Genomic DNA, 20170 nt, shown 5'->3' on the forward strand with positions numbered 1-20170 from the left:
ATTACTATACCCGCGTTTTCTCATTCTCAATAACTGCAAAGGAGGTTCATCATGACACTTTATTCTCTGAACGCACTTTGCAGACATTTCCAGGATTAATTTTCTCTTATTGCTCTGGATTAGTCTGCCATTTCCTGATTTTTTAATTCATATATGGAATGGTATATGGGCAATTATATTCGTCCTTTATCAGATGTGGTATTTTCTATCGCATCAGAGAACCTGTGGATCGAAGATTCCGCGATCCAACAATTATATACGACGGCTAAGTTAACCGGTATGAGACGCGTTATCGGGATGCCAGATCTGCATCCGGGGCGTGGCTATCCTATTGGCGCAGCCTTTTTCTCGCGTGGACGCTTTTATCCGGCGCTGGTCGGCAACGATATCGGCTGCGGCATGGCGTTATGGCAAACGGATATTTTAGGGCGTAAATATAACGCCGATAAACTGGAGAAGCGGCTGGCGTCGCTGCCTGACGTGGCGGACGCGCAGTGGCTGGAGGAGAATGTCCCCGCCGCAATGCAGCATCATTCGTGGCGCTCTGCGCTGGGTTCTATTGGCGGCGGCAATCATTTTGCCGAGCTGCAGCAGGTCGATCGCATCGTCGATGCTGATTCGTTCGCTTTGTCGGGGTTGCAAAAAGCGCAGTTATTACTGCTGGTACACAGTGGTTCCCGCGGTCTGGGGCAAGCTATCCTGCGTCGTCATGTGGAGGCGTTTTCGCATAACGGTTTGCCGGAAGATAGCGACGATGCGCGCCGCTATCTTGCAGAACATGACGATGCGCTGGCATTTGCCCGCAGTAATCGCGCGCTGATTGCCCGCCGGATACTGCAACAGCTCAGGGCTGAGGGCGAACCGCGGCTGGATGTGGCGCATAACTTCGTTGAACCCTGTACTGTCGCGGGTGAGGCGGGGTGGCTGCACCGTAAAGGCGCTACGCCAGATGGGCAGGGACTGGTGATTATCCCCGGCTCGCGCGGCGATTATAGCTGGCTGGTGAAACCCGTCGTCAGCGAGAAGAGCCTCTTCTCCCTGGCGCACGGCGCGGGGCGCAAATGGATGCGTACCGAGTGTAAAGACCGGTTATCGGCAAAATTTACCCCGCGACAGCTCTGCCGTACCGGGATGGGCAGCCGGGTGATTTGCCGCGATCGCCAGCTCATTTATGAGGAAGCGCCGCAGGCGTATAAATCCATCGATAGCGTTGTGGATTGTCTGGCAGACGCCGGACTGATTACGCCGGTTGCCTGCCTGCGTCCGGTGCTGACGCTGAAAACCTCAGGGGAGAAAAGCGCATGATCTTACTGCAACTTTCTTCCGCACAGGGACCGGACGAGTGTTGTCTGGCGGTAAAAAAAGCGCTGGATTGTCTGACGAAAGAAGCCGCCAGAGAAAAGGTATCGTTGACGCGACTTGAAACAGAGCCGGGACGATTACCAGACACGCTGCGTTCCGCACTGGTCTCGCTGGACGGTGAAAAAGCTATGGCTTTCAGTGAACGTTGGTGTGGAACGTTACTGTGGATTTGTACCAGCCCGTATCGCCCGCACCATGGGCGAAAAAACTGGTACGTCGGCATTGGGCGCTTTTCCGCCGACGAACAGATGCAGTCTGATGAGATTCGTTTCGAGACTCTGCGCTCTTCCGGCCCGGGTGGGCAGCACGTTAATAAAACCGACTCGGCAGTGCGGGCCACGCACCTGGCGAGCGGGATTAGCGTGAAGGTTCAGTCGGAGCGCAGTCAACATGCGAATAAGCGTCTGGCCCGGCTGCTGATTGCCTGGCGGCTGGAACAGCAACGGCAAAATGAGTGTGCGGCGTTGAAGTCTGAAAGGCGTCTGTTCCATCATCAGATTGAGCGCGGCAATCCGCTACGGATATTTAAAGGAATGGCGTTTACGCCACAATAATTCGGTGTTACCGGCGCTGTTATCGGGCTGTCCGGCTATTCGCGTGTAGCCGCAGCGCTATTCAGCGCATCCAGGAGAGCTTATCTGGCAATGGATACCCGATATTCCATATTGATAGCCCGTCCAGAAATGGGACGGGCATTTTAGCGCTTTCTTACTTCGCAGGAATCGCTTTCAGCAATTCGGTCAGCAGAGTCCAGTAGTGGCCGACGCTTTCGATATGTACCTGCTCATCCGGAGAGTGAGGTCCGGTAATGGTAGGCCCAATAGAGACCATATCCATATCCGGATAGGGTTTCTTAAACAGACCGCATTCCAGGCCGGCGTGGATAATCTGGATGTTCGGTGTCTTGTTGAACAGACGCTGATAGGTTTCCCGCACCAGGTGCATGACCGGCGAGTTCGCATCGGGCTGCCAGCCAGGATAGCTGCCTTTTGCTTCGGTTTTCGCGCCAGCCAGCTTGCCCAGCGAATCCAGCATACTCACCACATAATCTTTACCGCTGTCGATAAGAGAGCGAATCAGGCAGTGAATTTCGACATTCGCATCAGACATTGTGACCACGCCAACGTTCAGCGATGTTTCCACTACGCCTTTCGCCACGTCTGAATTGCGGATCACGCCGTTCGGCGTTGCGTTCAGCAGGCGCACAAAGGTATCGCGTGACGGCGCGGTCAATGCGGCTTTATCACTAGCAACCTCATTGAGTTGCAGCGTCAGGTTTTTCTCTTTTTCCGCCAGTTCGTTTTTCAGAATATCCTGGTAAGCGTTCACTAATGTTTTCAGAGCGCCTACGTTGTTTGCGGAAACGGCGAGGGTAGCGAACGCTTCGCGCGGAATCGCGTTACGCAGCGTGCCGCCGTTGAAATCGATCAGACGCAGATCCAGTTCTTCTGCGTGCCCGGCCAGGAAACGCGCCAGCAATTTGTTGGCATTGCCAAGGCCGAGGTGAATTTCACCACCGGAGTGGCCGCCTTTCAGGCCTTTCAGGGTTAGCTTAAAGCATGCAAATCCTGCGGGTACAGCTTCACGGGTCAACGGCAGATTAGAGGTAAAATCGATGCCGCCTGCGCAGCCCATATAGATCTCACCTTCTTCTTCAGAGTCGGTGTTGATCAGGATGTCGGCCTGCAACCAGCCGGACTGGAGGCCGAACGCGCCATCCATGCCGGCTTCTTCGGTCATGGTCAGCAGCACTTCCAGCGGGCCATGGACGACATTATCATCAGCCAGTACCGCTAACGCAGAAGCCATTCCAATACCATTGTCGGCGCCGAGCGTAGTACCGCGCGCTTTAACCCATTCGCCATCAATATAAGGCTGGATAGGATCTGTAGTGAAGTCGTGAACGGTGTCGCTATTTTTTTGCGGCACCATATCCAGATGCGCCTGTAAAACGACCGGCTTGCGATTTTCCATACCTGCAGTGGCGGGCTTACGGATCAGAATATTACCGACCTGGTCGCGATCCACGTAAAGGCCTTTCTCTTTGGCCCAACTCACAATATGTTCCGCGAGTTGCTCTTCGTGATAGGACGGGTGAGGAATAGAACAGATTTTGGCAAAAATATCCCACAAAGGTTGTGGTGATAACTGAGACAGTTCAGACACGATAAGTCTCCTTGGCGGTGGTCTGAAAAACGTTCTTACAGGCCACAGGGTTAGCGGAATTGATAACTCTTACGAGATGCGACTGAGAATACCACTTTCTCCGCCTGCGGGTAGTATAAAGCATACAAAAAGAGGCGTGGATTCCGCTAAACACTGGTTTTTAGCGCGTCAGGTCTCTATAATCTCGCGCAACTATTTCCCCCTCGAACACTTTTTAAGCCGTAGATAAACAGGCTGGGACACTTCACATGAGCGAAAAATACGTCGTCACCTGGGACATGTTGCAGATTCACGCACGCAAACTGGCGAGCCGCCTCATGCCTTCAGAACAATGGAAAGGCATTATTGCCGTAAGTCGTGGCGGCCTTGTACCGGGCGCACTACTGGCGCGTGAATTGGGCATTCGTCATGTCGATACCGTATGCATCTCCAGCTACGATCACGATAACCAGCGCGAACTGAAAGTGCTGAAACGTGCAGAAGGCGACGGCGAAGGCTTTATCGTCATCGACGATCTGGTCGATACCGGCGGTACCGCCGTCGCGATTCGCGAAATGTACCCTAAAGCGCATTTCGTCACGATTTTCGCTAAACCGGCGGGCCGTCCGCTGGTTGATGATTATGTTATTGATATTCCTCAGAACACCTGGATTGAGCAGCCCTGGGATATGGGTGTGGTATTTGTACCGCCGATTTCAGGTCGTTAATCAGCAGCTTTTCAGAGCGCCCGGCAATGCCGGGCGCTGTTTTATTGGTTACAATAAGCCTCTATGAGTATCCAAGGAGGCTGCACGAATGACACAGGCTAACCTCAGCGAAACCCTGTTCAAACCCCGCTTTAAACATACTGAAACGTCTACCCTTGTCCGTCGGTTCAATCGTGGGTCGCAGCCGCCCATGCAATCCGCGCTGGACGGTAAGAACGTTCCGCACTGGTATCGCATGATAAACCGCCTGATGTGGATTTGGCGCGGCGTTGACCCACGAGAAATCCTTGATGTGCAGGCGCGCATTGTGATGAGCGACGCAGAGCGAACGGATGATGATTTATACGATACGGTCATCGGTTACCGCGGCGGCAACTGGATTTATGAGTGGGCAAAGCAGGCGATGGACTGGCAGCAGAAAGCCTGTCAGGAACAGGACGCCATGCGCAGCGGACGCTACTGGCTTCATGCCTCAACGCTCTATAACATTGCCGCCTACCCGCATTTGAAGGGCGATGAGCTGGCGGAGCAGGCGCAGGCGCTGGCGAATCGCGCCTATGAAGAGGCCGCGCAGCGGTTGCCCGGCTCGTTACGTGAAATGGAATTTGCCGTTCCTGGTGGTTCGCCTGTCACCGCGTTTTTACATATGCCGAAAGGGGATGGTCCGTTTCCGACGGTGCTCATGTGCGGCGGCCTGGACGCCATGCAAACCGACTATTACACCCTGTATGAACGCTATTTCGCGCCGCGCGGTATCGCGATGTTAACGCTTGATATGCCTTCGGTTGGATTTTCATCAAAGTGGAAATTAACCCAGGATTCCAGCTTGCTCCACCAGCATGTGTTAAAAGCGCTTCCTAATGTCCCCTGGGTAGATCATACCCGTGTTGCGGCGTTTGGTTTCCGTTTTGGCGCCAACGTTGCGGTGCGTCTGGCCTATCTGGAAGCGCCGCGTTTGAAAGCGGTGGCTTGCCTGGGGCCGGTGGTTCATGCGCTACTTAGCGATCCGCAACGACAGAGTACGGTGCCGGAGATGTATCTGGATGTGCTGGCCAGCCGTCTGGGTATGCATGATGCTTCGGATGAGGCGCTGCGTGTGGAGCTCAATCGCTATTCGTTGAAAGTACAGGGGCTACTGGGCAGACGTTGTCCTACGCCAATGCTTTCCGGCTTCTGGAAAAACGATCCTTTCAGCCCGGAAGAAGAGTCTCGCTTAATTACAACATCCTCTTCAGACGGTAAGCTGATAGAGATCCCTTTTAACCCGGTGTACCGCAATTTTGACCACGCGCTGCAAGAAATTACCGACTGGATTAATCATAGATTGTGTTAATAGATTGATAAATTCTATTGATTTGGTAAAACAGTTGCTTCATTAAAGGAGATCGCAATGACGTTACCGAGTGGACACCCGAAAAGTAGATTGATCAAGAAATTTACCGCGCTTGGCCCCTATATCCGGGAAGGGCAGTGCGAAGACAATCGTTTTTTTTTCGATTGCCTGGCAGTTTGCGTCAACGTGAAGCCCGCGCCAGAGAAGCGTGAATTTTGGGGCTGGTGGATGGAGCTGGAAGCACAAGAGAAACGCTTCACTTATCGTTATCAGTTTGGTTTGTTTGATAAAGAGGGCAACTGGACCGCAGTGCCGATTAACGAAACCGAAGTGGTGGAGCGACTGGAATACACGCTACGCGAGTTTCATGAAAAGCTACGCGACCTGCTGATTTCTATGGAGCTGGCGCTGGAGCCGTCTGACGATTTCAACGACGAGCCGGTAAAACTGTCGGCATAACCCTGCTGTCATGCCTGATGGCGTAGCGCCATCAGGCACAATGCGACTTATCAGAACTGGTAGGTCAACCCTATTGCCACAATATCATCGTCATTAATGCCTAACGTGTTATCGCTATTAAGCTGATTGATTTTGTAATCTACAAACGCGGACATATTTTTGTTGAAGTAATAGGTTGCGCCAACGTCAATGTAATTCACCAAATCCTCACTGCCGACGCCCTCAATATCTTTGCCTTTTGACAGCACATAGCCTAATGACGGACGCAGACCAAAATCAAACTGATACTGGATAACCGCTTCGAAGTTTTGGGTTTTATTGGCAAATCCGCCGGAAACTGGCGTCATGTTGCGGGTTTCTGAATAGAAAGTCGCAATATAAATATCATTCGCGTCATACTTTACACCCGTAGCCCATGCTTCGGCTTTATCGCCCGTACCGCGGCGCTGCAGATTTTGCTCCCTGGTGCGATCGGAGAGAGTATAAGCGCCGCTGACGGCAAAATCGCTGCCGCCGAAATCATAGCTCACGGATGTGCCGAAGCCGTCGCCGTTTTGCTTTTTCACATCGCGATCTTCGTTTTTCCCCTGATACTGTAAGGTAAGATCCAGTCCATCAACGATGCCGAAGAAATCGGTATTGCGGTAAGTCGCCAGCCCGCTGGCGCGTTTAGTCATAAAATTATCGGTCTGGGCGGAAGAGTCGCCGCCGAATTCGGGAAACATATCCGTCCAGGCCTCAACATCGTACAGCGCGCCCAGGTTACGTCCATAGTCAAAAGAACCGATATCTTTTAATTTCAGGCCAGCAAAGGCCAGGCGGGTTTTTTGCTGGGACGAATCACTTTCGGCTTTATTACCGGCAAACTCAGCTTCCCAGCGCCCGTAGCCGGTCAATTGAGCGTTAATTTGCGTTTCGCCTTTAAAACCAAAACGAACGTAGCTTTGATCGCCATCTTTGCTGTCATAATCGCTCATATAGTGCATGGCTTTAACTTTTCCATACACATCAAGCTTATTACCGTTTTTATTGTAAACCTCGGCGGCGTGAACAGATGCTGATGCGATGATACTCACCACTATTGCCAGAGTGCTCTTATTCATTTCCATTCCTGTTTTAATTACGCGCTATGATTTGTCGGGAGACCCGGTAAAAAACAGGAAGGTTTTTAACGTTCGGTAATGAAAGATTTATGACAAAGTGAGAATTTTTTTAAAAAAATATGTTTAATTGTTGCGGTAATAAAATGGTCAAATTCTGCCGCTACGCTTGCTGATCCTGCGCAACAAAATTTCACGCTACGCGTACAGGTTGTTGGCAACCGGAGCCAGTCCTGCTAAAACGTTCATTTGGTCTTTATTTCTTATTTTGAACGGCAGAGAATCATGAGTGACAGCCAGACGCTGGTCGTAAAACTCGGCACCAGCGTGCTAACAGGCGGATCGCGCCGCCTGAACCGTGCCCATATCGTAGAACTTGTCCGCCAGTGCGCGCAGCTACACGCCGCGGGACATCGTATTGTTATTGTTACCTCTGGCGCGATTGCCGCCGGACGTGAACATCTCGGCTACCCGGAACTGCCGGCAACGATCGCCTCTAAACAGCTTCTGGCGGCGGTAGGGCAAAGCCGCCTGATTCAACTGTGGGAGCAGTTGTTTTCAATTTACGGTATCCATATCGGGCAGATGCTGTTGACGCGTGCGGATATGGAAGACAGAGAGCGCTTTCTGAACGCCCGCGATACGCTGCGTGCATTACTGGATAACCATATTGTGCCGGTTATCAATGAAAATGATGCCGTTGCGACAGCGGAAATTAAAGTGGGCGATAACGATAACCTTTCCGCGCTGGCGGCGATCCTGGCAGGCGCGGATAAACTGCTGCTGCTGACCGATCAGCAAGGATTATTTACCGCCGATCCGCGTAGCAATCCGCAGGCGGAGCTTATCAAAGATGTGTATGGCGTTGACGATGCGCTGCGCTCTATCGCGGGAGACAGCGTTTCCGGACTGGGGACCGGTGGTATGAGCACTAAGCTTCAGGCGGCAGACGTGGCCTGTCGCGCGGGTATTGATACGATTATTGCCTCAGGCAGTAAACCGGGCGTGATCGGCGATGTGATGGAGGGGATTTCCGTCGGCACCCGTTTTCATGCGCAAGCCTCGCCGCTGGAGAACCGCAAACGTTGGATCTTCGGCGCGCCGCCGGCAGGCGAAATTACGGTTGATGAAGGTGCGACCGCGGCAATGCTGGAACGTGGCAGTTCACTTCTGCCAAAAGGCATCAAAAGCGTGACGGGCAATTTCTCGCGGGGGGAGGTCATCAGAATTTGTAACCTGCAAGGGCGTGATATCGCTCATGGCGTCAGCCGTTATAACAGTGATGCTCTGCGGCGGATAGCCGGCCACCACTCTCAACAAATCGATGCGATTCTGGGCTATGAATATGGCCCGGTCGCTGTTCATCGTGATGACATGATTACTCGATAAGGAACAGGCATATGCTGGAACAAATGGGCATTGCTGCTAAAGCGGCGTCGTATAAGCTGGCGCTGCTCTCCAGCGGCGAAAAAAATCGCGTGCTGGAAAAAATAGCCGATGAACTGGAAGCGCAAATGGAAAGTATCCTCAGCGCGAACGTACAAGATGTTGAGCAGGCGCGAGCCAACGGCCTGAGCGAAGCGATGCTGGACCGCCTGGCGCTGACCCCTGCGCGTCTGAAAGCGATTGCTGACGATGTGCGTCAGGTCTGTAATCTCGCCGACCCGGTCGGGCAGGTGATCGACGGCGGTCTGCTGGACAGCGGCCTGCGTCTGGAGCGCCGCCGCGTGCCGTTGGGCGTGGTTGGCGTTATCTATGAGGCGCGTCCGAACGTTACCGTTGATGTGGCTTCTTTGTGTCTGAAAACCGGTAATGCGGTGATTCTACGCGGTGGGAAAGAGACGCATCGCACGAATGCCGCAACCGTTCGTGTCATTCAGAAGGCGCTGAAAGCTTGCGGTTTACCGGAGGCAGCGGTTCAGGCGATTGATAATCCGGATCGTTCGCTGGTCAATGAAATGCTGCGTATGGATAAGTACATCGATATGCTGATCCCGCGCGGCGGCGCAGGCTTGCATAAACTGTGCCGCGAGCAATCCACAATCCCAGTGATTACCGGCGGGATTGGCGTGTGCCATATTTTTGTTGATAGCAGCGCAGACATCGCCCCGGCGCTGAAGATTATCGTCAACGCCAAAACCCAGCGCCCGAGCACCTGTAACACGGTGGAAACCTTGCTGGTGCATCAGGACATCGCAGAACGCTTTTTGCCTGTGCTGAGCAAGCAGATGGCGGAGAGCGGCGTAACGTTGCATGGGGATGAAACCGTCATGCAGGCACTGCATGGCCCTGCCAAACTGGTGCCGCTGAAACCGGAAGAGCTGGATAACGAGTTTCTGTCTCTGGATCTGAACGTTGTGGTGGTCGAAAATATGGATGGCGCTATCGCCCACATTCGCGAACATGGTACTCAGCACTCCGATGCGATTTTGACGAGTGATATGCATAATGCTGCGCGTTTCGTGAACGAAGTGGATTCCGCTGCGGTTTATGTCAACGCCTCTACCCGTTTTACCGATGGCGGGCAGTTTGGGCTTGGCGCAGAAGTGGCGGTCAGCACGCAGAAATTACATGCCCGCGGTCCGATGGGGCTTGAAGCGCTTACCACCTATAAGTGGATCGGCTTTGGCGATGGTACGATTCGTGCGTAATTAATGTCGAGCGGTGCAAAAATAGCCGGTTGAGTAGCAAGGCTATTGACGCACCGCCCGGTTAGTTTTAACCTTCTATCCCGTGATTCACCCGCGTGAACACACCCTTCTCAGGGCCGATATAGCTCAGTTGGTAGAGCAGCGCATTCGTAATGCGAAGGTCGTAGGTTCGACTCCTATTATCGGCACCATCTCAATCAAGTAGTTACAAATTTTTCTTTCATAACAATCTTCTCATTTTCTTTCTCGCGTACTTGTTTTGCATGGTATAGATGTCTATGAGGACGTCAGTCCGGAAAGCATTCGTTCTGCATGGTATGCCTTTCGTTATTCTCAGGGGCTGCTAAGCCTGTGACAACGGGCATCGAAAATAATTTTCGCGGTTATATGATGCGTAATAATAATACGTTCTACACATTAATTGAATCAGATAATGAAAACGTATGGGATATGTCTGTTGAGGAGAAGGGAACTCAACAGAACAAAGATGCCGTGCAAAAAGAAAAATATCAGCTTAATGCTATTTTTGACAATGGTACATGCTGAATTCTGGCTTGTCTCAGGGATACGACCGTATCCCTGAATATTTCCCATCAAAACTCAGGAATAAAATCACTCTTACTAATATATTTTTCCAGTATGGCGGTATATTGTCGCCAGTTCCCGGAGTCATTGATTACTGCATAATTTATCGATGCTCCCGGCTTTGGCGAGCGTGTTAGCGGCACATCAAGTGCTGTTTTCGGCGCAACCATGATATCGCCGACACTTTTCTTGTCATCTGTCGTTAGTGTTAAACTCATATACCACGAGGTGGGGTTAACTATCCGTATAGTATTTTCTTTAGCAATAAAGCGTAATTTTTTCTCCTCCGCTTCCGTTGGCGCTTTTAATCCGGTCGGGCGAATTAAAATTTTTAGCCGCAAACGAAGCGGTAATACCAGTTTTCGCGGGTGGTTTTTAATGTCCTGGGTGACTGGCGGTATCTGATAAATGTTTAGCCAGAAGAGACTCTCCCGGTCCGTTGCAAGCTGCTGGCGGGAACTCAGGAGCAGGCGAAGCGTTCTCAGTTCCCCTGGCTGCATTTTAAATACCGGCGGCAGCGCCACCAGCGGCGTTTTGCTATTATCCGGAGAGGCGTCAATGTTTCCTGCGTCGGTCCATACCTGTAACAGCATCGGCGTTGTATTATCGTTGGATAATGTCAACGATTGAGCGATATCATCTGAAGCAAAAATAATTCGGGTTCTGTCAATATTAACGGCGGCTTGTGCCGGGCCATACCATCCCGTCAACCCAAGTAGCGTTAATATGACTTTACTGAAAACTAACCACTGCCTGTAATTGCGCATTCACGCTTCCTGCCGTTACTGTTTGTCCGGCGATCGCCTCAAGCGAGGCAGTAAAATCACCGCTGTAGGTTTCTACTGAACCGGATGATACTCGTGTGGTTAAATCTTTATAGCCATACCAGCCTCGGGCGTTGCCAGTGCCTGTCTTGATCCGATCGGGTAACAGGTTAATTGGCGTACCGGCATCGTTATAGATGCGGATACCTACTCCGGAAGCTACGCCAGGTTCGCCATAATGGGTGTCCAGTAGCCACGACAGACCGCCTGCGGATGTGGTTAGCCCCAGGCGACGCGCCGCCGCCACGGCGGTGGGTTGATTAACGACAAACCCCATTGCGACATTAGCGGCGCTGGTGGACGGGAGGGCACTGGACACGGCACCGGACTCACATTCCAGGCTGACGTGGAAAGGCGCCTGGCTATTGCCTCCGGCGGCTAATATGCCGACGGCGACAGGGGGAATTTTCACGATCGCAGGATAATCTGTGATTTTACATAACGCGCCGCGAACATAGGTGACGCTATTATATGTACTCCATGCCCCGGGCCAATAGCCGGGCCAGCCATAATAATCGCTGGCATGATCCAGTCCCGCTTGGATCCGCTCGGTAATCAAGCCTGGGCCTTTAAACGCGATATAACCCCGAGGCTGCGTCCAGGTATCTCGGTCCATTGGATTCTGGTAGGCAAAATATTTTCTTGAGTCAATTTTAAACATCTCATATAACACGTTGCTAAACGCGCTGGCAGGAATATAAATATATTTGTCATCCTGAAACCAACTGTCTGCGGTAAGTTGGCGTTCTTTCCAGAAACGGCTGTAATATTCGCCGGTACTGAGGTTTGTCATACGGACAGCAACATTACGTTCCACATCATAATAGGCGCCTTCTACTTCGGGAGTAAAAAATGCCCCCGCAAAAGCGCTATCGCCATTTGTCGAATACATCTCATAGAGCTTCCCGGCATCGGCGGTATCGCAGCGGTAAAGTACCTGTTTACTGGAATAGGGCGTTCCGGTGGCGGCCGTCAGGAAGTTACCGATCCCACTGGCCAATAGTGTGCCGGAGGGTTGAAATGTTTCACTATTACTGATGCTAATCACCGTTGGCAAACCGATATTACCGGTATTCGTGTCAGTTGCGCCGATCCAGTTTTGCGCCGTGTAGCCCGCTTTTATCGCCGCGTCAGAGAGCGCGCTCTTATTGGTGACTTTGATACATGACGACCATGTTCCGGCGCTGACGAACAGGCTGGTGATAAACAATAGCGTTCGGAAACTAAAAAGCATTGTGCTATTCCTTCTCGCAGATTTTGTTCAGATAGAGAAACGGTTCTTTGGTGTGAAGATCGAGTTGGTAGGCAACCCTGCAACGCTGGTTTGCCCCTGTTCCCCAGCGCACCAGTAGAGAACCCGACGGATGGGCGATACGGGCATAAATCTGTCCACTCTGGCCGACCATGCCGATGTTTGTGCCTTCACCGTTGAAAACATCAGCGCCCATTGGCGGTATGCCGCCATCCGGCATCTTCACGGAGATCAGCACCGCTTTGCCGCTGATAGTAGCGAAATTGACACGCGCGATGGCGCCGGCATAGGGCACAATCTGCTGACTTCCTCCCGTCAGTTCGGCATCGCTGCGCATCTTACGGGTGTCGAGCGTAACGTTATTGACGCGGTAAGGAGATAACGAAGGCAGAATGGCGTAACCAAAGCGATCAACCACAGCGCCCTGGCCATTTTGTACGATCGCGCCCTGCGCGCCATCGGCATGAATAAGCGCAAAGGTATCGCTGGTATAGGGGCCAGCCGTCAGACCTCCAGAGTGAAGTACCAGGGTGCCGGACGCGCCCAGCCCTTCCTGACGATAGTTATCACCCTGGTCATAGTTGGCGCGAAGTGCGCCAAACCGGGTGTTCTGTTGTAGATTACCGCCAAACGTCGTTGGCGCGCTGCTATCGCTATTACTATTGCGATAACGCTCGTAGCCGCCATAAACCGACCATGACAGGTCGCTGTTTTCACCGCTACTGCCGGTCATGGATACGGTTGAGGAACGGCTTTGACTGGACTGGTTATAATTCATGGCGACAGACGTTCTGTTTTCGCCCCAATCCAGCGGTATAGAGACATTAAACGACATTGTGGTTTCGGTATATTTTTGTCGGCTACTCACGTCCAGTGGTTCGTTAACGCCGTGATAAAAGCGATCGTAATCCCAGGTGGTGCGCTGTCGTGCGATATTCACCCCGTAGCTTATATTCCGCCACTGGTTGCTATACCCCATTTGTAGCTGTGTTATACGCGATTGGTTATTGTAGTAGTCTGCGGTGCTGGCGCTGAGGTTAAGCGTGCCAAGCCGTCCTAACGGCTGGCTTACCGTCGCGGACAGGCGATTGCGCTGATGCAGCGTGTCGGAGTAGTAATCAATCCCCGTTTTTGCTTCCCGGCGTACGCCGAGCACGTCCTGAAGATCGCGAAAGCCGTTGGTTGAATAACGATAAGCCGCCAGTACCAGGTTAGTGCCGGTGGTAAACGTTTTGCTGTAACTGAGTTCCGCGCGCCAGCCTTGCTGGCGATCATTATGCTCTGCGCGCGCATTCGACCAGGTGGCGTTAAGGCCGAACGCGCCCATACCGGTGGCCCAGACACCGCCCGCCAGCCATGCCTGGTAACGCTGCGCAATTCGTGAACCGAGGTTGAGGGTAATGGTGTTATTAACGCCGTGCTGGAACGTTCCCTCAAAGAAACGATTTTCAATATCGTAGTACTGACGAACCCTGCCGAAGGCCAGCGAATAGTGCCAGTTACCGGGGCGAACCGAATCCGGCACGGAAGAATAAGGCACGGTGAAACGCGAGGTTTTACCGCTGGCCTCGATAACCTCTACCTCCAGATCGCCTTGATAACGGGTGTTGTACAGATCGTCAATATAAAATGGGCCCGGCGGAACGTTGGTTTCATAAATCACTTTCCCCAGTTGTTTTACTACCACGTGCGCGCTACTGGCCGCTACGCCCCGAACTTCCGGCGCATAACCGCGTTTGCCCTGCGGGCGCATCCGCTCGTCGGTGACAAGCTTAACCCCGTTAAAGGACAGACTGCCGAATAAGCTGGAGTCCGTATAGCTATCGCCCAGCGACAGGATACTGTTAATAGACGCGACAGGTCTTTGCATCCAGGTTCGAACGCTGTTATAGCGCCAGGCGCTTCCGCTCTGGTTGCTATTGGCATAGCGCAGATTACTTTGATGACGGACCTGCCAAAGTCCGAGGTTAACGCCCATGTTTAAACCGCTCCATAAGTATTGGTAGCGATAATGGCTGTCGGTATTTTCGGTGCGGGTCCAGTTTGTGTTATGGCGTAAAAACAGCGCCAGCGCGCCGCTATCCCACTCTGAAGGGGAGATATAACCGCGCGGTTTGTGCGTAAGTTCGGTCATTGGAATCGTCAGCAACAGGCGAAGCGTGGCGCTATCAAATTGCCAGCCGGCATGAGGTACCCACTCCCTGAGCGGGCGACACTCGGTCGCAGCGTCGGTCGCGGGGAGTGATTTTATCTGTGCCGCTTTCATCACCGATAAGGGCAGGCAGGGTTCCGTCTGTTGACCCTCTTTTACAGCATTAAATCGAATATTAGTGCTCGCAGTTACCAGCGTGCCATTAACGTAAACGTCGGCAAGATAGTCTCCGGAAGGCGTTTGCTGTTCATTAAAACGGGCAATATTTTGTCCGTAAGTGGCCCCCTGAAGTAGCGCAGGATCAAAATAATACTCTTCACCCTGCGCGGAGCCTGAGCAAACTATGGCGATCAATAGCGCAAGGCTTTTGTGGTTCAAATTAATGGTGGGGGACATCGTAGCTCTCGCTTATCCTTGCGCCCAGGTCGTTAACCAAAGTAACGGTGACTGTACCGGAAAAGGATTTGAGTGACCGCTTGCCCGGCAGCCACCAGGTTTGACTGGAGAAAGGGGCAATCATGTCAGCATCCAGGTTATACGAAGCGCCGTTCACTTTTACATTCAGGTTACTTAAAGAGGCAAACCAGGGCTGCGGATTAACAATAACAATACCGCTTTTTCCAGAACCTTTATTTACCGTTTTAATCTGTAATTTTTTCGCCAGATTATCAGGTTTACCTAGCCCGTCAGGACGATAGAAAAGTTTTATTCTTGAGCGCAGCATCACCAACATTTTATTTTGCCCGCTGTCGCTGCCAATATTCGTTGGTGGTACCTGTAATACGTTAAACCAGAATACTGACTCACGATCCTGCGGCAATTTTTTCGTGTTGTTATAAATTACGCGTACAACCTGGCCTGCTTTGGGTTGAATACGAAATACCGGCGGCGTGGCAATGAACGGCATCGCGCTGCTATTTTCCGGGCTGGTATTCATATCGCCATCGTCAAACCAGGTTTGTACGATATAAGGTATTGCATCATTATTTTTTAACTGCACATCTACGGAGGAGGCTGTTGATGGGTAAATTATTCGGCTACCCAAAATAGTAACGCTCGCCCACGATGCTGTGGCGGGTAGGGCCAGCAATAGAAAAACTATTAAGTAATATAATGCGGAATGTCGGGTATCCATTTTCATCTCAACAACTCCCTGACGATTGAAAATGGTCTGGCGTTTCAACGCCAGACCGTAGCGACAATTATTTATACGAAACGGCGTATTGTAGGGTGGCAGCGACTGTCCCAGCCTCTGCTTTCCCGGTAGAGTAATACCGCGCGGTATAAGTCGCGCTCGCTTCAGAAGCATTTGGTTCCAGCTGTAGGTCGCCGTCGCCAGTAAAGCCGCCGGTCAGATTGATTGGCTCCCCTGAAGTGTCGAGTAATTGGACTTCAACATTTTTCGCGCTGCCAGTATTACCCAGGTTACCGTTACTGGTGACCTGATTACCGACAAAGACAGTGGAAATTTTTGTTGTTTTGTCCTTAGAGCCGGTACACCCGGACAGCCCAATATCAAACGTTATTGGCCCCGCAGTTTTCCCTTGTTCTGATAAATCTTTAGTACTTACTGTTGGTAATAACACGACGGGTTTAGCCTGATTACCATTAATCACGACAGAGCATGTTTCATCAGAGACTTCCCCTTGAAAGGTGATGGTGTTATCAGAAACAGCCATCGCGCTGCTGGAGACAAGAAGTGAGCCTGTGATCATTGCTAAATACTTTTTCATAGACATATGATAATGTTCCTGTATTAATCTTTACTTTTTCAGGACGAGTGCAATTCGCCCGAATGTTTCGTGCTTATGGAGGAGTGGTAAAAATAACGATCATTAACTCTATTTTTGGATGTGAGCTATATCCTCCTGACTATTGATAATGCGATATAAAACAAACAGACTTATTTCTCTTATCATGAAATAGAGCGATAAGCGCTTTCGTCCATACATCTCATTAGTACAACTGATAGTGTTATCATTTGATTGAGTGTAATCCGATAACAATTCTCTCCGCGTCTGAATAGATAGACTATGTTGCAATACAAACCTGCACATTTTTGCTATGTAAAATCCGCATCAGTTAAACCTCCTGATGGATAATACGATGGTGAGATTAAGGTAAATTTTCTGAAATGTGCTTCTGAAACAGTATAATTAGTCTTACTTTTTTCTTACTTTTGGCCTTTCAGAAGTTTCCTGAGTTTGCGTTAAGGTAAAGAAAAGTGTTCAGATTTACCTATAACTGTTTGATTTGTAATGTGCAGGTAATACTTGTGTCAATTATTGTTTACTATAAGTGAGACTTATAAGTTAAACTCAGGTTAATTAGGGGGCTGAATTCTTTTTTGAGCATGATAATATGTCGTCTGAATGATGGATGCAGTTACCTTTAGGATTGTCATGAATGAAAGCATATTTTTACTTGATAAGCGTGTTGTATTTGATAGTACGAAGATGACCTTATCGCATGGTAATGAGATAATCAGGATATCAGAAGCTGAGACCCATCTGCTTCTTGCTTTTTGGCATGGTCTTTACAAAAAAGAAGATATTATTCATTTTGTTTGGGAAAATCGTGGAGGCTGCGTCTCAGAATCAAGTTACTATAAACTCATTAATCAAATGAGAAATGATTTTAGTAGCATCGGTCTACAGCCATCTGATATCGTAACTCGCCCTCGGGTGGGGGTGTCGCTGTCTGTTGCCATTGAACCTATAAAAAAAATCACCTCCCTCAAGGTGAGTGATGAAAACGTTAAGGGCACCCCGACTCGGGAGAACATATTTTACAAAATTAAACGTCACAGCGTATTTGTGGTATTAACAGGAGCCATTCTTCTGGCATTGCTCTATGGTGTATTTACTATATATAAAGCGCCTGTTCGTAACAGCTCTGATAGTTTTTTTACATATCTTGGCGAATATAACGATTATGCAATCTATAAAACAAAAGAGGATAAGGTCACATTAAGTGAAGTAGTTTTTGCTTTTAACTCTCTAAAAATTAAAATTTACCGGCAAAATGGACGCCATCTTTATTATATCAGGGAGCCTAACATGAATATTTTTCTGCAATGCTTAAATCCTGTTGAAATGGCGGTGCCAAAATGTATTACAGTAAAAGAACGTTACTGATTATATTTGTAATATTTATCGCCATTGTCGCAATCGGATCGGTAATAGCGCTTGAGTGGGTAAATCGTGACTCTTATAGAACCAATAATCTTATATGCACGACAAAATCAGAAGCGTATATTGCGCCACGAAAATTGTACATGGATGGTGGACTTGTGCTGGATCTTAAATCCGGCAGGATTACCCTACACTACGATGTTACTACCGATACGAAAGAAAAACGGCTTTTTTTTCGTGACATCTGCATCAGCAAACTGCGCAGAACGGGTATGAAAACATTTACTTTTAAAGTTAATTCAGTTAAGACTTTTGAGTCTGATACTGCTGGCGATTTGTTTTCCTGGTTGAGACTGTTACAGCCTGGTACGATTAATGAGTTAAAGATGGTAAAAATTGGGAAAAATACCTACATGTTTTCGCTTAATCGGCATTTGTATAATGTGTGTACCACCAGTAGTAACGTTGAGTTGTAGCCAATAATCCCTGTATTGATGGGAATTCGTTCCATGATGGTTACGCCTCATCAGGCAGCGAACCTGGTATCAGGCTAACATATTGAATGCGTCTGTATTTTAGATATCTGCTATCGCTTATTTTAACGATAGTATCCTGCACCTGTTGGGTATTGATATTTTCTTGTCTATTTTCGGCACAGGGAGTGCTATCTTGCTATCATTAAGAACGTATAACCTATCTCTCAATATTGCTTTTCTATATTAATGTTACTTTAGTTATCCTATAAAAGCGTACAGTGGCAAAAGGAAGGCCGGTAAGAGGGCAATGATTTGAAAGTAAGAAAGCTATTTCTGATGTTGTTTATTGCCGTTCCACTGATCGTCATGATATTGGTGGGGTTACTCGCGGGTATCTTCCAGCTAAAACGAGATATCGCCGTCAGCGCCAATACGCTGCTGCGGTTTAGCGCGGATATATCTGCCGCCTCCTGGCAAGTCGCCGGAAAAGCCGCCAGACTGGCTGAGAGTTCCTGCACTGACACGCTGAAAGAACTGTCCAGAACGCGGGCCTTCACTCCTTATGTCCGTGACATTGGGTTTCTGGAAAATGGTGATATCACTTGCTCCTTTGTCACAGGAACCGAACGCTATCATTTTTCCCGGCTGGCAGGGCTTTCTTTACCTGCTTCTTATCCGGAACGGTGGTTGCGATCTATCGGTAGTATGGCCGAAGGACCCAATCGCCTTGTTGTGGTTTATGTGAAAAAAGTAGCAGCGAATAAAGCGGCTTTCGTCATTGTGGACTCGCAGTATGTCCAGGAGCTCATGGAGATATTGGCTGCAGAGAGAGCATCAGCCTTTAGCCTGACATTCGGCGCAGGGGAGGCGATTACCAGCGCTGCGACGTTGCGCGGTAAGGCGTTTTTAACGCAGCGGTTCACCTCAACCGATCACACTATCCAGCTGATGGTACGAACCCCTTTCTCAACGTTATCGGCATACTGGTTACAAAACCTTTTTATTTTTGTTCCGCTGTCATTGTGTCTTTCTGTAGGGATGATGTTGTTCTACAGGCGCTGGTATTTAAAACGTTTATCTCTGGCCCGGGAGATTGCCAGGGGAATAACACACAATGAGTTTACGGTACATTATCAACCTGTTTTTAATGTTAAACACGGTAGTTGCGGTGGCGTGGAGGCGCTAATGCGCTGGCCGCAACCGGATGGCCGTTTTATAACCCCGGATATTTTTATTACCGCCGCAGAAAATGAAGGCATGATTATTCCACTCTCTCGTCATCTCTTCGAACTGATTGCTCATGACGTGATAAACTGGACTGTACCGGATGATTTCTATATCAGCGTAAATATATCGCCTGCGCATCTTATGGATGACGGTTTTATACAAGATATAGAGGCGCTCAGGACTCGTTTGGGAACGATAACGCTTATGTTGGAGCTCACCGAGCGTAGCCTGATTGTAGAACCTTCACAGGTCGCAGAAAAACTTTCAACGCTCCGTGAAAAAGGCGTGTTAATAGCGATTGATGATTTTGGGACCGGCTATTGCTCACTCTCCTATCTCCAACAATTACCTGTAGACTACCTTAAAATAGACAGAACGTTTATCGATACCATTGATACCAGCAGCAATGATGTTCCTGTCCTGGATACTATCATTACGCTGAGTCAGCGACTGGGGCTTAATGTGGTTGCCGAAGGGGTCAGTACCCAGCACCAATTGCGTTACATCTTAAGCCACGGGGTAGGATTCGTTCAGGGATTTCTTTATGCCAGGCCGATGGGGGCTAATGACTTTATGAGCTGGCTTGGCAAGTCGGCCCAGAGGCAAAATGGTTTGCTCAAAGGGGAAAACGGATCCGCGAGCGGCCTGGTGGCTGAATAATACAGGAGCTCGCTACGGAAAAAAATTCAATAGCGCGATATATCCTGGTAATATGTTTATGCCGTGAAGAAACGTGATAGCA

16 protein-coding genes, 1 tRNA gene and 2 pseudogenes are annotated in these 20170 nt (G+C 49.9%); 12 read left to right on the forward strand and 7 right to left on the reverse strand.

The window, feature by feature from the left end:
• Positions 1-165 precede the first annotated feature (165 nt).
• Both J4645_RS00410 and prfH read left to right on the forward strand, forming a co-directional pair.
• On the forward strand, positions 166-1305 hold the full coding sequence (locus J4645_RS00410; protein WP_023214864.1) for an RNA ligase RtcB family protein: 1140 nt from the start codon (positions 166-168) through the stop codon (positions 1303-1305).
• A complete protein-coding gene (gene prfH, locus J4645_RS00415) occupies positions 1302-1916 on the forward strand; it encodes a peptide chain release factor H (protein ID WP_000602091.1) in 615 nt (204 codons plus the stop codon). Before J4645_RS00410 ends, prfH begins: the two co-directional genes overlap by 4 nt.
• Before the next feature lie 154 nt (positions 1917-2070).
• On the opposite strand, the gene pepD is transcribed toward prfH, so the two are convergent.
• On the reverse strand, positions 2071-3528 hold the full coding sequence (gene pepD, locus J4645_RS00420) for a cytosol nonspecific dipeptidase (RefSeq protein WP_001292981.1): 1458 nt from the start codon (positions 3526-3528) through the stop codon (positions 2071-2073).
• A 248-nt stretch (positions 3529-3776) separates the two neighbouring features.
• Between pepD and gpt the strand changes: the two genes are divergently transcribed.
• The 3 genes from gpt to crl all read left to right on the forward strand — a co-directional run bounded on the left by gpt (position 3777) and on the right by crl (position 6027).
• Positions 3777-4235 carry a xanthine phosphoribosyltransferase gene (gpt, locus tag J4645_RS00425; protein WP_001292018.1) on the forward strand — a complete coding sequence of 153 codons (459 nt, stop codon included), beginning with the start codon at positions 3777-3779 and terminating at the stop codon, positions 4233-4235.
• An 88-nt stretch (positions 4236-4323) separates the two neighbouring features.
• The gene (gene frsA, locus J4645_RS00430) at positions 4324-5568 is read left to right on the forward strand and encodes an esterase FrsA (RefSeq protein WP_000189586.1); all 1245 of its coding nucleotides are present in this window, start codon (positions 4324-4326) and stop codon (positions 5566-5568) included.
• A gap of 57 nt (positions 5569-5625) precedes the next feature.
• Positions 5626-6027 carry a sigma factor-binding protein Crl gene (crl, locus tag J4645_RS00435; protein WP_000174693.1) on the forward strand — a complete coding sequence of 134 codons (402 nt, stop codon included), beginning with the start codon at positions 5626-5628 and terminating at the stop codon, positions 6025-6027.
• Positions 6028-6077: 50 nt separating this feature from the next.
• Here crl and phoE read toward each other — a convergent pair whose 3' ends face one another.
• Positions 6078-7130, reverse strand: coding sequence for a phosphoporin PhoE (phoE, locus tag J4645_RS00440; protein WP_023214865.1), 1053 nt, complete (start codon positions 7128-7130; stop codon positions 6078-6080).
• 282 nt (positions 7131-7412) lie between these two features.
• On the opposite strand from phoE, the gene proB reads away from it, so the two are divergent.
• From proB to J4645_RS00460, 4 genes and pseudogenes are all read left to right on the forward strand, one after another.
• Positions 7413-8516 (forward strand): glutamate 5-kinase, encoded by a 1104-nt coding sequence (gene proB, locus J4645_RS00445; protein WP_001285275.1) that lies wholly within the window; start codon positions 7413-7415, stop codon positions 8514-8516.
• Positions 8517-8527: 11 nt separating this feature from the next.
• Positions 8528-9778 carry a glutamate-5-semialdehyde dehydrogenase gene (gene proA / locus J4645_RS00450; RefSeq protein WP_023214866.1) on the forward strand — a complete coding sequence of 417 codons (1251 nt, stop codon included), beginning with the start codon at positions 8528-8530 and terminating at the stop codon, positions 9776-9778.
• A gap of 115 nt (positions 9779-9893) precedes the next feature.
• A tRNA-Thr gene (locus tag J4645_RS00455) sits at positions 9894-9969 on the forward strand.
• A 133-nt stretch (positions 9970-10102) separates the two neighbouring features.
• Positions 10103-10324: pseudogene (locus tag J4645_RS00460) on the forward strand (hypothetical protein); the annotation flags it as partial.
• 47 nt (positions 10325-10371) lie between these two features.
• Here J4645_RS00460 and stbE read toward each other — a convergent pair.
• The 5 genes from stbE to J4645_RS00485 form a co-directional block, all read right to left on the reverse strand.
• Positions 10372-11130 (reverse strand): fimbrial biogenesis chaperone StbE, encoded by a 759-nt coding sequence (gene stbE, locus J4645_RS00465; RefSeq protein ID WP_023208151.1) that lies wholly within the window; start codon positions 11128-11130, stop codon positions 10372-10374.
• Positions 11096-12421: a fimbrial usher protein StbD gene (gene stbD / locus J4645_RS00470; RefSeq protein WP_023208150.1), complete on the reverse strand. Its 1326-nt coding sequence runs from the start codon at positions 12419-12421 to the stop codon at positions 11096-11098. The genes stbE and stbD overlap by 35 nt, the downstream gene beginning before the upstream one ends.
• Before the next feature lie 4 nt (positions 12422-12425).
• On the reverse strand, positions 12426-14987 hold the full coding sequence (locus tag J4645_RS00475; protein ID WP_023214867.1) for a fimbrial outer membrane usher protein: 2562 nt from the start codon (positions 14985-14987) through the stop codon (positions 12426-12428).
• Entirely contained in the window at positions 14971-15732 is a 762-nt protein-coding gene (gene stbB, locus J4645_RS00480) for a fimbrial biogenesis chaperone StbB (protein WP_000781492.1), read from the reverse strand. The genes J4645_RS00475 and stbB overlap by 17 nt, the downstream gene beginning before the upstream one ends.
• A gap of 61 nt (positions 15733-15793) precedes the next feature.
• Positions 15794-16330, reverse strand: coding sequence for a fimbrial protein (locus tag J4645_RS00485; RefSeq protein WP_000062033.1), 537 nt, complete (start codon positions 16328-16330; stop codon positions 15794-15796).
• Positions 16331-16993: 663 nt separating this feature from the next.
• Here J4645_RS00485 and J4645_RS00490 point away from each other — a divergent pair.
• The 3 genes and pseudogenes from J4645_RS00490 (at position 16994) to J4645_RS00500 (ending at position 20088) form a co-directional block, all read left to right on the forward strand.
• The gene (locus J4645_RS00490; RefSeq protein WP_001005861.1) at positions 16994-17728 is read left to right on the forward strand and encodes a membrane protein; all 735 of its coding nucleotides are present in this window, start codon (positions 16994-16996) and stop codon (positions 17726-17728) included.
• Positions 17701-18001: pseudogene (locus J4645_RS00495) on the forward strand (hypothetical protein). Before J4645_RS00490 ends, J4645_RS00495 begins: the two are co-directional and overlap by 28 nt.
• Before the next feature lie 512 nt (positions 18002-18513).
• On the forward strand, positions 18514-20088 hold the full coding sequence (locus J4645_RS00500; RefSeq protein ID WP_072206335.1) for an EAL domain-containing protein: 1575 nt from the start codon (positions 18514-18516) through the stop codon (positions 20086-20088).
• Positions 20089-20170 lie beyond the last annotated feature (82 nt).

Source organism: Salmonella sp. 32082101201600294FB01SM01 (assembly GCF_017572865.1).
GTDB lineage: Bacteria > Pseudomonadota > Gammaproteobacteria > Enterobacterales > Enterobacteriaceae > Salmonella > Salmonella enterica.